At 45.2% G+C, this 14,109-nt stretch carries 18 protein-coding genes; 8 read left to right on the forward strand and 10 right to left on the reverse strand.

Annotated features, from left to right (window positions below; translation table 11 throughout):
- Positions 1–16 precede the first annotated feature (16 nt).
- Positions 17–1,378, forward strand: coding sequence for an MATE family efflux transporter (locus OTK50_RS05400; RefSeq protein WP_224223591.1), 1,362 nt, complete (start codon positions 17–19; stop codon positions 1,376–1,378).
- A gap of 13 nt (positions 1,379–1,391) precedes the next feature.
- Positions 1,392–2,240 carry an STAS domain-containing protein gene (locus tag OTK50_RS05405; protein ID WP_007611979.1) on the forward strand — a complete coding sequence of 283 codons (849 nt, stop codon included), beginning with the start codon at positions 1,392–1,394 and terminating at the stop codon, positions 2,238–2,240.
- Positions 2,241–2,267: 27 nt separating this feature from the next.
- Here OTK50_RS05405 and bshB2 read toward each other — a convergent pair whose 3' ends face one another.
- The 4 genes from bshB2 to rarD form a co-directional block, all read right to left on the reverse strand.
- Positions 2,268–2,933: a bacillithiol biosynthesis deacetylase BshB2 gene (bshB2, locus tag OTK50_RS05410; RefSeq protein WP_007407961.1), complete on the reverse strand. Its 666-nt coding sequence runs from the start codon at positions 2,931–2,933 to the stop codon at positions 2,268–2,270.
- A gap of 17 nt (positions 2,934–2,950) precedes the next feature.
- Positions 2,951–3,301 carry a YojF family protein gene (locus OTK50_RS05415; protein ID WP_007611980.1) on the reverse strand — a complete coding sequence of 117 codons (351 nt, stop codon included), beginning with the start codon at positions 3,299–3,301 and terminating at the stop codon, positions 2,951–2,953.
- Complete coding sequence (locus tag OTK50_RS05420; protein WP_007611981.1) at positions 3,298–3,576, reverse strand: hypothetical protein; 279 nt, start codon at positions 3,574–3,576, stop codon at positions 3,298–3,300. The genes OTK50_RS05415 and OTK50_RS05420 overlap by 4 nt, the downstream gene beginning before the upstream one ends.
- Positions 3,577–3,643: 67 nt before the next feature.
- Positions 3,644–4,540, reverse strand: coding sequence for an EamA family transporter RarD (gene rarD / locus OTK50_RS05425; protein WP_029326150.1), 897 nt, complete (start codon positions 4,538–4,540; stop codon positions 3,644–3,646).
- Positions 4,541–4,637: 97 nt separating this feature from the next.
- Here rarD and OTK50_RS05430 point away from each other — a divergent pair, with 97 nt between their 5' ends.
- Positions 4,638–5,102, forward strand: coding sequence for a hypothetical protein (locus OTK50_RS05430; RefSeq protein WP_003153738.1), 465 nt, complete (start codon positions 4,638–4,640; stop codon positions 5,100–5,102).
- 35 nt (positions 5,103–5,137) lie between these two features.
- On the opposite strand, the gene OTK50_RS05435 is transcribed toward OTK50_RS05430, so the two are convergent.
- Positions 5,138–5,377, reverse strand: a complete 240-nt coding sequence (locus OTK50_RS05435) for a hypothetical protein (RefSeq protein WP_224223592.1) — start codon at positions 5,375–5,377, stop codon at positions 5,138–5,140.
- A gap of 202 nt (positions 5,378–5,579) precedes the next feature.
- Between OTK50_RS05435 and OTK50_RS05440 the strand changes: the two genes are divergently transcribed.
- Positions 5,580–5,969 (forward strand): tautomerase family protein, encoded by a 390-nt coding sequence (locus OTK50_RS05440; RefSeq protein ID WP_007611992.1) that lies wholly within the window; start codon positions 5,580–5,582, stop codon positions 5,967–5,969.
- 52 nt (positions 5,970–6,021) lie between these two features.
- Positions 6,022–6,390 carry a hypothetical protein gene (locus tag OTK50_RS05445; RefSeq protein ID WP_174737578.1) on the forward strand — a complete coding sequence of 123 codons (369 nt, stop codon included), beginning with the start codon at positions 6,022–6,024 and terminating at the stop codon, positions 6,388–6,390.
- A 39-nt stretch (positions 6,391–6,429) separates the two neighbouring features.
- Here OTK50_RS05445 and OTK50_RS05450 read toward each other — a convergent pair whose 3' ends face one another.
- Positions 6,430–6,771: a winged helix-turn-helix transcriptional regulator gene (locus OTK50_RS05450; protein ID WP_012117759.1), complete on the reverse strand. Its 342-nt coding sequence runs from the start codon at positions 6,769–6,771 to the stop codon at positions 6,430–6,432.
- Positions 6,772–6,900: 129 nt separating this feature from the next.
- On the opposite strand from OTK50_RS05450, the gene OTK50_RS05455 reads away from it, so the two are divergent.
- The gene (locus OTK50_RS05455) at positions 6,901–7,509 is read left to right on the forward strand and encodes a nitroreductase family protein (RefSeq protein WP_003153727.1); all 609 of its coding nucleotides are present in this window, start codon (positions 6,901–6,903) and stop codon (positions 7,507–7,509) included.
- A gap of 43 nt (positions 7,510–7,552) precedes the next feature.
- Here the strand turns inward: OTK50_RS05455 and OTK50_RS05460 are convergent, their stop codons facing one another.
- Positions 7,553–8,155 carry an alpha/beta hydrolase gene (locus OTK50_RS05460; RefSeq protein WP_224223593.1) on the reverse strand — a complete coding sequence of 201 codons (603 nt, stop codon included), beginning with the start codon at positions 8,153–8,155 and terminating at the stop codon, positions 7,553–7,555.
- Positions 8,156–8,157: 2 nt separating this feature from the next.
- Positions 8,158–9,081 (reverse strand): ring-cleaving dioxygenase, encoded by a 924-nt coding sequence (locus OTK50_RS05465; protein WP_224223594.1) that lies wholly within the window; start codon positions 9,079–9,081, stop codon positions 8,158–8,160.
- Between the two features lie 185 nt (positions 9,082–9,266).
- Here OTK50_RS05465 and OTK50_RS05470 point away from each other — a divergent pair, with 185 nt between their 5' ends.
- Positions 9,267–9,467, forward strand: coding sequence for a DUF3311 domain-containing protein (locus OTK50_RS05470; RefSeq protein WP_007612000.1), 201 nt, complete (start codon positions 9,267–9,269; stop codon positions 9,465–9,467).
- Positions 9,467–10,957: a sodium:solute symporter family protein gene (locus OTK50_RS05475; protein ID WP_007612001.1), complete on the forward strand. Its 1,491-nt coding sequence runs from the start codon at positions 9,467–9,469 to the stop codon at positions 10,955–10,957. The genes OTK50_RS05470 and OTK50_RS05475 overlap by 1 nt, the downstream gene beginning before the upstream one ends.
- Before the next feature lie 43 nt (positions 10,958–11,000).
- Here OTK50_RS05475 and OTK50_RS05480 read toward each other — a convergent pair whose 3' ends face one another.
- Together OTK50_RS05480 and bglA are read right to left on the reverse strand one after the other, a co-directional pair.
- The gene (locus OTK50_RS05480) at positions 11,001–12,470 is read right to left on the reverse strand and encodes a glycoside hydrolase family 30 protein (protein WP_224223595.1); all 1,470 of its coding nucleotides are present in this window, start codon (positions 12,468–12,470) and stop codon (positions 11,001–11,003) included.
- A 147-nt stretch (positions 12,471–12,617) separates the two neighbouring features.
- Positions 12,618–14,060 (reverse strand): 6-phospho-beta-glucosidase BglA, encoded by a 1,443-nt coding sequence (bglA, locus tag OTK50_RS05485; RefSeq protein WP_224223596.1) that lies wholly within the window; start codon positions 14,058–14,060, stop codon positions 12,618–12,620.
- Between the last annotated feature and the right edge of the window lie 49 nt (positions 14,061–14,109).

Genomic DNA, 14,109 nt, shown 5'->3' on the forward strand with positions numbered 1-14,109 from the left:
AAACGGGGAACCTAACTTGAGAGAAACGAACACGATCGGCCAAAAGGTCAGACAGCTGTTACATATCTTCATTCCGATTTTAATCACACAGGCGGGCCTTTCCCTGATCACCTTTTTGGATACGGTGATGTCAGGGAAAGTGAGCGCTGCCGATTTAGCCGGGGTTGCAATCGGTTCAAGCCTGTGGACGCCGGTTTATACGGGCCTTGCAGGAATATTAATGGCCGTTACGCCCGTTGTTTCGCAGCTGTTTGGAGCCGGCAGACAAAAGGAAGTGCCGTTTTCCGTCATCCAGGCCGTTTATGTAGCGGCCGTCCTCAGTGCGGCGGTTATCCTGATCGGCTTTTTCACCGTTGATATGATCTTGGGACATTTGGGGCTGGAACCTCGTGTCCGGACGATCGCCAAACACTTTTTAGGCTTTTTATCCCTCGGTATTTTTCCTTTGTTTGTGTACACCGTTTTGCGCTCGTTTATTGATGCACTCGGCAAAACGCGAGTCACAATGCTTATTACGCTTTGCTCATTGCCTATTAATTTTGTTTTAAATTATGTATTTATTTTCGGGAAATTCAACATGCCGGCATTGGGCGGAGTCGGTGCGGGGCTCGCTTCCGCCCTGACTTATTGGTGTATTTGCGCCATCAGCTTTTTTATCGTCTGCAGATTTGGGCCGTTTGCCGAGTTCTCTGTATTTCGGAAACTGTACCGTTTTTCTCCGTCTGAATGCAGAAAGCTTTTGAAAATCGGTTTGCCTATCGGTTTTGCGGTATTTTTTGAAACGAGCATTTTTGCGGCTGTCACACTGCTTATGAGCCATTTTCAGACGGTGACGATTGCAGCCCACCAAGCGGCAATGAATTTTGCTTCCCTCTTGTATATGCTGCCGCTCAGCGTATCCATGGCTATGACCATTTTGGTCGGCTTTGAAGCAGGCGCAAATCGCTATAGAGATGCCCGCTCATACAGCTATATCGGGATCGTGATGGCGCTTAGTTTTTCTTTATGCACGGCTGGTTTCATTTTACTGTTCAGACCGCAAATCGCCGGAATGTATACATCAGATCCGGCGGTGCTCATGTTGACACAGCACTTTTTAATCTATGCGCTGTTTTTCCAGCTTTCTGATGCCGTAGCAGCTCCGATACAAGGCGCTCTGAGAGGATATAAGGATGTCAACTATACACTCGGCGCGGCTTTTGTGTCGTATTGGATTATCGGGCTTCCGGTCGGTTACGCAGTCGGCACTTATACGGGCCTCGGGGCATACGGCTATTGGATCGGGTTAATTGCAGGACTTGCCGCAGGTGCTGTCGGTTTATTCTTCAGACTGATGAAGCTGCAAAAGCATTATGTAAAAAAAATGATGATTTCATAAAGGAGGAGCAGCAATGCCAAAACATAAACTGCTGTACGATTATTTAACTGAACGGGCGGAGGACATCAGTCAGACATGGTTTGATACCCTTCATGATACGGATCCTGATTCTGTTTATGCTTCTACTGACCCGGCTGTACTCACGAATCTGAAAAAACAAAATCTGGCGTTTAATTATCAGCTCAATCGGATTTTTTCTGAAGAGAAGGAAGTATATACAGCAGCATTGGAAAAGTGGGCGTTTGAAGCCGCACGGGATGAAGAACATTTAAAAACGCCCATCCATTATATTATTCGCGAGTTTATCAGAGTTCGTGATTTGTATGTCGGCCATGTCAAGCAGTTTACCAGACTTCATTCAGACACCTTGACAGAAGAAGATGCCGAAGATATATTCCATACGCTGATTAAATCGTTTGATGTGGTGATTCATATTTTCATAGAGGAAATGTATAAAAACACAAACATTCAGCTTGAAGCGCAAAAAGAATTGATCACCGAGCTGAGCTCGCCGGTAATTGTGCTTTTTGATAATGTCGGACTGCTGCCGCTGATCGGGGATATTGACACGGCAAGAGCCAAAATGATTTTGGAGAATACGCTGCACCAGTGTTCAGAGAAGCGCATCACGCAGCTGTACATTGATTTATCGGGCGTAGCCATGATCGATACGATGGTTGCCCAACAGCTTTTCACCTTAATTGAATCACTCGGAATGCTCGGCGTGAAAGCGACATTATCCGGAATTCGTCCTGAAATCGCCCAAACCGCGGTGCAGCTCGGACTGAGTTTTTCAAATTTATCAATACGGTCTTCGCTTGCGGAAGCGATCGCCTCCGATCTGACACAAAAAAAGGGATAAGGCATTTCAGCCTTATCCCTTTTTTTATCAGTCTTTCCACGGATATGTCCAATACACTTCTTCTTCAAACCATGTCTGAAGAACCGGCTCGTTATTTTTTATTTTTTCTTCCAGCTCTCTCAGCATGCCTTCCGTTTGGGTGCGGTGCGCTTTTAATGCATTCATTTTAATATCAGCAACCTCTTTAATATCAAGAATGACATCAGGCTTGCCGACGGCTTCCTCCCTGTTGCGGGTGATTGCCATGCAAAGCGTGCGCGGGCGGTCCTCTTTTTTCTTTCTGTAAAGCGCTCTGATAACCGCTTCGCCGCATGCATCATGATCCGGATGGACGCCGTGCTCCGGATAGAATGTAACAATCAGACTCGGTTTTACATCGTCGATAATCTCTTCCATCATATCCGCGAGCCACTCGTCATCTTCAAATTCAAGTGTTTTATCACGAAGCCCGAGCATTCTCAGGTCAGTAACGTCCATTGCTTTGCATGCGTCGATCAGCTCTTGTTTTCTTAACAGCGGCAGTGTTTCACGGTTCGCGAAAAAAGGATCTCCCATGTTCCGGCCCATTTCGCCAAGCGTTGCGCATGCATACGTAACGGGAATATCTTTTTGTCTGTGTAAAGCAATCAGCCCTGCCACTCCGTATGATTCATCATCAGGGTGAGGCAGGATGACGAGTACATGTTCTTTCATGATTTTCACCCTTTTCTTTAAACTGTAAACGGCTTTTCGCTGATTTGAAGCGAAATCGCCAATTTTCCGCCCGGCAGATGCCCTGCCATTAACAAGCGGTCTTCGTCATCTACTGTATACTCAGTTAAACCTTCTGCGTAAATCCAGCCCTCTTCTGTTTTCAAACCGACGCGGTACGGGCCGTTTCCTTTGATTTTCGCCTGATGGTACGTCACTTTTGCATTGCGTATATAGGCTACAACCGTCATGTTTTTCTCATTCAGATGCGCTGAATAAGAACCGGTCGTTGTTTCCAAATGGATATATACAGGACGATCGGCATATCGCTCTAAAGAAGTTTGCACATCTTCTTTTATGATCGCTTTCATAGCTGCTCCCCTCTTTCTTCTTTTAAAAATTGCAAACGCTTCGTATGTAGTTCAACCAATTCATATTTCTCAATCGGCCGCAGCCGGGAATCTACAATTCGCTGCACCGCCAGAGCAAACTTTTCCTCGGGTGTCTTCCGGAGCCTCGGATGTGTTCTTTGATCAAGCAGTTCAAGATCAATTGCCTTCTCCGCTTCTTCAAGGGTTGAAGCCGGGAGAGTGCGGTTATTCCACAGTGCCTGATAGGCTTTTGCTATGTCTTTATCAGTGCCCATTGTACAGCTCCTTTACATACTCGTAATGATTATACATAATTTAAGCTATCGCTGGAAAGCGAAAGGCTTAGCGGCTTTTTATCGGCCGCTTCCATTTGATCTGTGAAAAGGTAAACAAAAGCAATGCTGCCCATATACAAATGAAGGTAAACGCTTTTTGCCCGGAAAACGGTTCATGATACACAAATACGCCGAGCATAAGGGTAATGGTCGGCGCTATATATTGCAAAATGCCGACTTGATACAGCGGCAGACGCTTTGCCCCCTCTGCAAACAGCAACAGCGGCAAGGCCGTAAATACGCCTGCGAAAAATAGGAGCGCCCATGTTCCTGCCCCCAAGGACCCGGAAGTGCTCCCGTCAGCTGTATATCCTAAATAAATAAGTGCAGCCGGGGTAATCAAAAGCGTCTCCAGCGTCAGTCCCATCGTGCTGGACATGCGGGTTCTTTTTTTGCATAAGCCGTACAGGCCGAAGCTGAATGCAAGCAGCAATGCGATATAAGGAACCGCGCCATATTGAAACGCAGATATGATCACGGCCGCCCCGGCAATAGAAACGGCTGCTGTTTGCATCTTGTTAAGCTTTTCTTTTAAGAATAGGATGCCCAAAAGAACGGAAACGAGCGGATTAATGTAATACCCGAGACTTGCTTCAAGCAAAAAGCCGTGATTGACGGCCCATATGTACACAAACCAATTAACGGAAATTAAAACGGAAGCGAAAAAAAGCGCCAGCAGGCCCCCTTCCGATTTCAAAAGACGCAGTTCACGCCATCCGGTTTTCCACTTCTTAAGCACAGTTAAAAGCACACACATGAAAACAAATGACCATAAAATCCGGTGAGCTAAAATGTCCAATGCGGGTATTTGTTCAAGAAGTTTCCAATAGACCGGAAACAGCCCCCACATGGCGAAAGAACAAGCGGTATAAATGATTCCTTTTCTTGCGTTATTCCCTTGCACGGCCTTCCCCTTCCTTTCTGTAAACAGATTATATTATATCACGGGAAGCTTCCGGCGGGCATATACTATGTTGTCCGTTAAGAAAGGGTGAGATGCCGTGTTTGATTGGAACAGATATTTTCCCTTCCAAAATCAGTTCTCTAAAGAAACGTTTAAAAATGCTGATCCGAAAGATGTCGAGACATATGTCAACCGAGTGATGGAAAGCGTATTCGGCGCCGGTTATGCCGGACAGTTCCCTTTTCGCGACCCAATGTCCAAAAAGGCCGATCCGGTCGAAGCGGAACCGCCCAAGCCGGAAATTGACCTTTTTGAAACATCCGATCATGTTTTTGCGAAAATTCCCGCCGAACAAGAAGAACTCGACCGTATCAGGATTAAGCATACGTCACACAGCCTCGTTGTAGAGAACAGCAGTCTGGGAGAAGGAAAAAAAGAAATCGTCCTTCCGAGCCTCGTCAAACGAAAAGGAACAAAAGCAGTCTATAAAGACGGGATGATTGAAGTTATGTTTTCAAAACAGGAAGACTACAATCTATCGGAAGTGGAGATTTTAAGATAAAAAAAACGGCCCGCGCGATGCAGGCCGTTTTTTCTTTAATAAAATGGCGGATAACCGCCGGCTCCCGGCCCGAAACCGCCGTATGGGACGCCTCCGTATCCGTAACCGGCGAACCCGTACGGATAGCGGGGTCTTGTAAAACCTGTGGCAATCACGCCTCCGAGAAGACCGCCTAAAAATCCGCCGAATAAAGGAGCGCCGAACAAAAAAGGACTTCTCGCCGGAAATCCGGCAGGACCGAAATTCCCGCTATACAATGCATGACGAGGGTACATGTTTTTCCTCCTTTATGTCTGCCTATTCTTAAGCGTATTCATAAAATGAGGAAATTGATTGGGCGATTGTAACAACATGTGCCTCTCTCTGATATTGCATTAATGCATAAATATTTTGGTTATAATTTGATTACATTTTGATTAACTGTTATACTTTTTTACAAGTTGCGACATGATATAAAACCATCAGGGGGAATAAAATATGCCATTACTTCGTTTTGACGTTATTGAAGGCCGGGATGACGCAGCATTAAAAAAATTACTGGATACCGCCCATTACGCCATGGTTAAAGCTTTTGACGTCCCTGTAACGGACCGTTATCAGATCGTTCACCAGCATCGGCCTCATGAGCTTATCATTGAAGATACCGGGCTCGGTTTCAAAAGAAGCAAAGATCTTGTCATCATCAGCATTGTCAGCAAAGCGCGCACCGAACATCAAAAAGAAACGTTATATCAACTGATGGCTGATCAGCTTGAAACAGAATGCGGCATATCACCCGAGGACGTCATGATTTCCATTACGGAAAACGGGAACGCCGATTGGAGCTTCGGGCTTGGTGAGGCTCAGTTTTTAACCGGGAAACTGTAAAAGGCCTCCCCGCTTGTTCTGAATGATTGCAAACTGAATAAAAGAGGGATATATGTTGGTTAGTGAGTTGTACCCTTGTTTGATATGCGGATTTAAAGGATTAGAGACAAGTCCCGTTTATAACGGCGAATATCAAAAAACATTTGATATTTGCCCCTGCTGCGGGTTTGAATTCGGTTACAGCGAAGACCATGACGTAAGCCTAGGGTTTATTGTAACGCCTGATCATTTAATTGAAGCAGCATTTCAGTTATACCGGAAACAGTGGATTGAGGGAGGAATGAAACTATTTTCTCCAAATGATGTCCCGGCGGAATGTAAAAATGATTATTTCCTTACATTTGATGCTTTATTAAAGCAATTAAAAGGCTTGAATCTCAATCTGAACAATTTTGATATTAATGGTTTTTATAACGAGTAAACATTATCATTAAGAAAAGGCTGCCTTGGGCAGCCTTTGTTATTCATCACATGTGTCGTTGGCAGATCCCCCGGGCTCGCAAAAACTGTCTGCCCATTTTTGCATTTCCTGAAAAACGGCTTGCAGGGCCAAGCCTTTATCAGTCAGTTTATAAATGACTTTGACAGGTGTTTCAGGCAGCACCTGACGCTCGACGATTTCATTTTGTTCCAGCTCTTTGAGCCGCTCCGCGAGCATTTTTTGGCTGATTGTCGGTATCGTTTCGGTCATATCTTTAAATCGTTTCGGCCCGTCCATCAGTACATGGATAATGAGGCCGTTCCAGCGCTTTCCCAAAAGGGAAAAAGCGGATTCCATTTTAGGACACATTGTATATCCCACGTGAGTTCATCCCTTCATCTATGAATTGACAAGTTTTTTGTGATCCATTAAAATTAGTTTCCGAGTTACATTTAGTAAGCTTCTAACTTTTCTATTATGATAACACGTTTATCCGAAGGAGGAAACATGATGACATCCGTATTAGACGTTTTAAAAGAACGCGCATCTGTTAAAGAATACGATAAAGACGCGGTCATTACAAAAGAGGAATTAACAGAACTCCTTGAAATCACTACGCAAGCGCCTTCCGCCTGGAACCTTCAGCATTGGCATTTTCAAGTCTTTCACAGTGATGAAGCAAAAGCTGCCCTGCTTCCGGTTGCTTTTAATCAAAAACAGATTATTGATTCATCAGCAGTTATTGCCGTATTAGGCGACTTAAAAGCAAATGAAAATGGTGAAGACGTTTATGCTGAACTGGCTGAGCAAGGCAATATCACAGAAGAGATTAAACAAACGCTTTTAGGCCAGATTAACGGTGCATACCAAAATGATCAGTTTGCCCGTGATTCAGCATTTTTAAACGCTTCTTTAGCAGCGATGCAGCTGATGCTTGCCGCTAAAGCAAAAGGCTACGACACTTGCGCGATCGGCGGATTCAATAAAGAGCAATTCGTTAAGGAATTTGACGTGAGCGAGCGTTTCGTGCCCGTCATGCTGATTTCAATCGGTAAAGCCGTTAAGCCGGCGCATAAAAGCAACCGGCTGCCTGTATCTAAAGTGTCAACTTGGCTGTAAGATGAAAGAAACCCTTAGTCCGCTTAAGCAGACTAAGGGTTTTTTATAGGAATCGCTCACTGTACCAGGTTCGTGCCTGCTCTGCTTCCTGCTGTGTGAGCTGATGACCGCCCTCTTGCCATTCAAGAGCAACGGATGCATGAGCAGCTGTCAGATACTGATAAAGCTCCTCCGATTCTTCTTTTGTACATAGGGGATCGCGTTTTCCCGCACCGATAAACACAGGCAGCCCTTCCATATCAGGCAGCTTCACTCCGCGTATCGGCACCATCGGATGATGCAGAACCGCTCCTTTCAGTACATCCTTATAATGAAACAAAAGACTTGCTGCAATATTGGCGCCGTTTGAATAGCCGGCAGCAATCACGTTTTCTCTGCTGAATCCGTACATTTGCGCCGCTTCCTCAATAAAATTCTTTAATTCTTCCGTCCGTTCAATTAAATCTTTCTCGTCAAATACGCCTTCTTTCAGCCGCTTAAAAAAACGGGGCATGCCGTTTTCCGACACTGATCCTCTGACCCCGAGCAGACTTGCGTTCGGATCGATAAAACGTCCGAGCGACAGAAGATCATGTTCATTTCCTCCCGTTCCGTGCAAAAGCAGCAGAACATTTTCTGACGTTCCCTGTTCAAACACATGTTTCATCATCATTCTCCTTTCTCCATTTTGGGCAGAACAGCTGTAATCTGGCTGCGATGCTCTTCCAGCCATTCCGGAAGCTTCAGCTCTGTTCCGAGATTTTCAAAGGATTCATCCGTCATAAAGCCCGGTTCATCGGTTGCCATTTCAAATAAAATGCCGCCGCTTTCCCTGAAATAAATTGATGTGAAGTAAGACCTGTCAAGAATGTCAGATGAAGCAAGATGAGAATCAGCAAGAATATCCTTCCACTCCGCCTGCTCTTTTTCACTAGTGCGGAAAGCGACATGATGAACTGTCCCGTAACCGCCGATACCTGTTTCTTTCGGCGCAAGGTCAACATCTATAATATGTCCGATCCGCGCCTCCGATTGCAGCCTGACAATCTGATGTTCTTCTCCTGTCTTTGAATAACCGAAGCGTTCTATGAGAAATTGAATGGTTGCTTCAGGACGGTACGAGTACAGAAGAACACCTCTCATGCCTGTGATCGCTTCTTTTTCAGTAATGCCCGAAGGAGTCCATTCACTCTGTCCGTTTCTTTCATCTTCCATTATGGCAAGCGGCAGGTCTTCTGTATCATTAAAGAGAAGCACTTGTTCAGACAGCATGATCTGTTCTTTTACAGACAAGCCGTTTTCTTCAAGCCGGCGCTTCCAAAACGCGAGTGCTCCTTTCGGCACGGAGAAATAAATTCTTCCGGCCTGCCCTTTTCCCACGGTTCCCGGGCGGCTTCCCTGAAAAGGGAAAAATGTAATGATCGTGCCCGGCTCTCCGTTTTGGTTGCCGAAATAAAAGTGATAAGTGGCCGGGTCGTCAAAATTAACGGTTTTTTTAACGAGCCGCAAACCCAGCACTTCAGTATAAAACCGAAGATTTTCAGCAGGATCTTTTGCAAATGCGGTAACATGGTGCAATCCTTGTGTATCCAACGTATTCACTCCTAAATATCTTGATTTCGAGATATTAACTATTCTAATTTAATATGAATGAAGATGCAACTAAAGTCTTTCAGTTAAAAAAGTAATAGAATTCTTTTTTTTCTGAAAAATATCTTGTGATCTTATCTGACACCTGCTATGATAAGGAGCATTATCAAGTTTCAGGAGGAAAGTAAATGGTCAGAAAAGCACTAATTTTCGTTCTCATCTTAATCCCTTTCAGCCAGCTGGCCCTGCTGTCAGCCGCTAATCGGGTTCATCCGATCATTATCGGGCTGCCTTTTTTTCATTTCTGGCTGCTTTTATGGATCGCAGTCACTCCATTATGTTCGTTTCTTATTTATAGGCTGCAGAAGAAACAAGGAGGACTGGACTGATGCCCGCAAATATAACAGCATTGATCATTACAGCCATCATCGTTTTAACCGTTGTCTGCATCGGCTTTATAGCCGGGAGAGACAAATCATCACGCACTTCTGTTGAGGAATGGTCTGTCGGCGGCAGACGGTTCGGGGGGCTCCTCGTCTGGTTTTTAGTCGGCGCGGATCTTTATACGGCTTATACGTTTTTAGGCTTAACAAGCACAGCCTACACAGGGGGAAGCGTTGCTTTTTTTGCAATCCCGTATTCTGTTTTGGCGTATTTTATCGCCTATTTCTTTCTGCCGAAGCTGTGGAAAGTGGCAAAAATACACAAATTAACGACACTTGCCGATTATGCCCGTGAGCGTTTTGACAGTAAACTTTTGGCCAGTCTTGTCGCCATTGTCGGCGTTCTTATGCTCATTCCTTATATTTGTCTCCAGCTGAGCGGAATTCAAGATACGCTTCAGGTGGCCGGAACGGGTGTCATTAATGTCAATATGGTCGTCATCATCTCTTTTATTCTTGTAGCGCTGTATACTTTTTTCAGCGGAATTAAAGGGCCGACCTTTACGGCGATTATTAAAGACATTCTGGTGTGGGTGATTATGCTGTTTATGGTCGTCTCACTCCCGCTGATCCATTTTCACGGCTGGACGCCGATGATTCACACTCTGGCTGAAAAAGCGCCGCAAATGCTGACGATCCCGGATTCGGGGCCGAAAGGAATTCCTTGGTTTATCACAGCTTCGATCGTATCTGCGCTGGCGCTCTTTATGTGGGCGCATGCGGCAACCGGCGTATTTACGGCAAAAAGCGCAGATGCCGTCCGCAAAAACAGCATGTTTCTGCCGCTTTATAATATTGTTTTGATTCTTGTTATTTTTCTCGGCTTTATCGCGTTTCTTGTCCTGCCGGAAGATACCAATCCGCGGCTCGCTTTATTGAAGCTGATTCAAACGTCTTACGGCGGAGTCGCGCAGGGCTTTGCTTACTCCACGATTGCCCTTGCGTCATTGATTCCCTGCTCTATCATGGCCATCGGGGCATCAAACTTATTTGCGAATAACTTATATCGGGATTTGATTCACCCGAATGTGTCACCAAGCAAGCTGACGATGATCACCCGTTCAATGGTATTTGTCGTCATTGGGCTCGCGCTTTTATTCGGCATGCTGTTCCCGACTGCGCTCGTTACCCTTCAGCTTCTCGGTGTTTCCGGCATGGTTCAGATCTTTCCGGCTATCGCCGTCAGTCTGTTTTGGAAGAATCAAACGAAAGAAGCGACAATTATCGGTCTTCTCGTCGGTCTTATCGTGACATTCACGGTAAATATCACCCAATCCGCCCACGGTATATATGAAGGCTTTTGGGGTTTGACCGCTAACATGGCAGCCGTTATTATCCTTAACCCGTTTTTTGTAAAAAAAGCGGCTTCAAACGCCGTCAAAGACGGTTTATTCAATAAAGCTCCTTCTGATCAACTGAACCAAAAAGGCGCTTAACAGAAAGAAGCCGGCACGTAAATGTGCCGGTTTTTTACTTTTTTCACTTCCATTTGTAGGTAGCCACAGTTTTAGCCGGGATGACAGCTTCAAACTGCCGATTTTCTGAAACGACATGGAATTTTTGTTCGGCGGATGTCTGGTTGATTACGACTGTCACAATGGATTGATCAGGATTAAGGAACGATACATTCGAGACTGTGTTTTTGGAGCCGTAATTACTTTCTATCCGCTTTGCTCCCCGGTCGATAAATTTTGAAAAGTTGCCTGTCATATGAAAGATCGGGATATTCCAATAGCGGTCAGGGTTTTTAGCATCCTGAATAAACAGCGTCGGGTCTGGGGTGCCTATCCAATGATGCGTCTTGATTTGACTGTCGAGCATCGTCACCCACGCATTGTAGCTCGACGCGCCGTTGCGGAAATACTGCGCGATCCGGTCCGCCCCTGCCGTCCCCCAGACAGACCGCTCCGTTAAGTGAATAGATTGATCAGGATATCTCTTTCCGATTTCCGACATGACGGAAAGGTCACCGTCATAATCGTGAAAAGCGATGCCGTCTGCCGCCCGGTTTCCTTTTTTATCATCTAAAATCGGCGGAATATAGTTCCACGCCCCGCTCGCATTGTGATCATAAATCCAAATTTTCGTGTCAATTACGTGTTTTTTCATTTCTTTTTTTAAGGCCAGTGCCAGTTTGCGCTGCTGAGACGGCGGCATAAACATGCTCGGATAGTCGATTTCCAGCAAAGGTTCATTTTGAAGGGTCATGGCATAAATCGGAATTCCCTGCTTTTCGTACGCCTCAATAAATTTGCGGAAGTAAACGGCCAGTTCGCCGATATATTTATCTTTCAGCTTTCCCCGCTTGAGGTTTTCATTCGTTTTCATCCAAGCCGGCGGGCTCCACGGCGAGGCGATGATTTTCAGTTCCGGATTTATCGCCAGCGCTTCCTTGATGGTTGCTGTAATGTGTAAATCAATATCCTTTTGGATCGAGAAATGACGGAGCTTAGGATCTGTTTGGCCTTCAGGCATATCGTCATACGTATAAAATTCCTGTGCCGTAAAATCAGATGTCCCGATCGTTATGCGCATAACGTCCATGCCGATACCATCTTTGGGATCAACCAGTTTTTTCAGCACTTCCTTTCTTTTTGCGGGTGTCATTTTTGATAAATTATGGATTGTGGATTCTTCCAGGGACGATCCTACACCTAACACACTTTGATAGCGGCGCGACGGATCAATATACACAGCGGCGGAGTCAGAAGCCTTCTTTTTTGTCAATGTAAGCGGTGTTTGTTCGTCTAAGGCGTATTTCACTTCCAGCGGCCCGTCATACCACGTACGGGAAGCCGGATCTTTTTCAGAACTGAACCACACCCTTACTTTGTTTTTGTCTGAAGCCCTCTGATCAGCCGCATACACTTCGGTTTCCATGCTGCTTGATATGAAAAAGAAAAACATAAGAAAAACCAGCGTCATGTGCAGACCTTTTTTAAAAAACATGAACCACCATCCCTTTCCTTATTTTTATAAGCGATTCTAAATGAAAAGCCGGACAGTCACCTCCTTCCCGCTTAAATGAATGCGTTTTCAAAATTACTGATAAAAAGCAGGCTTCACACGACGGTGAAGCCTTCCCTTTTTACACCTTTAGGATACATATGAACCGTTTGTTTCAATCACTTTTTTATACCATTCAAATGAGTCTTTCTTAAGCCGCCTCATTGAACCGTTGCCTTCATTATCCCGATCAACATAAATCATGCCGTAGCGTTTTTTCATTTCTCCGGTTGTAAATGACACGATATCAATAATTCCCCATGGTGTATAGCCCATTACATCCACACCATCATATGTGATTGCTGTTTTCAAAGCTTTTATATGTGACGATAAATATTCAATTCTTGCTGTGTCATGAATTGAACCGTCCTCTTCTAATGTGTCGATGGCGCCGAATCCGTTTTCCACGATAAATAATGGAATCTGATAGCGGTCGTATAAGCGGTTTAATGTGTACCGTAAACCGGTCGGGTCAATCGCCCAGCCCCAATCACTCGCTGTAATATAAGGATTGTCCACGCCGTTTGGCAATCCTCCGTTTACGACATCCCCGGTATTATCGTTTGATACATCACTTTTTACGGTTGTAGACATGTAATAGCTGAATCCGAGGTAGTCCACTCGGCCGTTTTTCAAAATCTCTTCATCACCGTCTTCAAAGTGTATCTGATAGCCCTCTCTTTCAAATTCTTTTAACGCATAGCTTGGATAATATCCGCGAACCTGCACGTCCGGGAAGAAAAAACGCTGTCTCATCGTTTCTTCAGCCAGCATCACATCATCGGGATGAGATGAGTACGGGTAAATCGGAACATGTGATACCATGGCGCCGATCCTGAACTCGGGATTGATTTTCCTTCCCTTCGAAACAGCCAATGCGCTTGCCAGCAGTTCGTGATGGCCGGCCTGATACATGACTTCTTTTGCGTTTTCGTTTTCTTTGACGGCGACGCCCGAGTTCGTCCATAAAAAGATCGGATTATTCACATCCATCTTATTATTGATTTCGTTAAACGTCATCCAATACTTCACCTTATGTTTATAGCGTTCAAAACACACTTCAGCGAATTTTACAAAAAATCCGACTGTTTTTCTGTTTCTGAAACCGCCATATTCCCTCGCCAAATGGAGCGGCATCTCAAAATGTGACAGCGTGATTACCGGTTCAATCCCATGTTTCAGCAATTCATCAAACACCCGGTCGTAAAAAGCCAATCCTTCCTCATTGGGCTCGGCTTCATCACCTTTAGGAAAAATTCTGCTCCAGCCGATGGACGTTCTTAAACATTTCAGACCCAGCTCGCTGAATAACGCGATGTCTTCTTTATAACGATGATAAAAATCGATCGCTTCATGATTCGGATAAAATTCCCGCTCTTCAATTGTATCTGTTATTTTCCGGGGCACACCATGCGCGCCTGCCGTCATGACGTCCACTACACTCGGCCCCTTGCCGCCTTTATTCCATCCCCCTTCAAATTGGTGGGCGGCCAGAGCGCCTCCCCATAAAAAATCTTTTGGCAATGTCCCCATCGTTTATATCCTCCTTTATTTGACTGCGGCTTGCATGCCGAATAAATGC

The sequence above is a fragment of the Bacillus sp. NEAU-CP5 genome (genome assembly GCF_026420705.1).
GTDB classification, from domain to species: domain Bacteria; phylum Bacillota; class Bacilli; order Bacillales; family Bacillaceae; genus Bacillus; species Bacillus velezensis.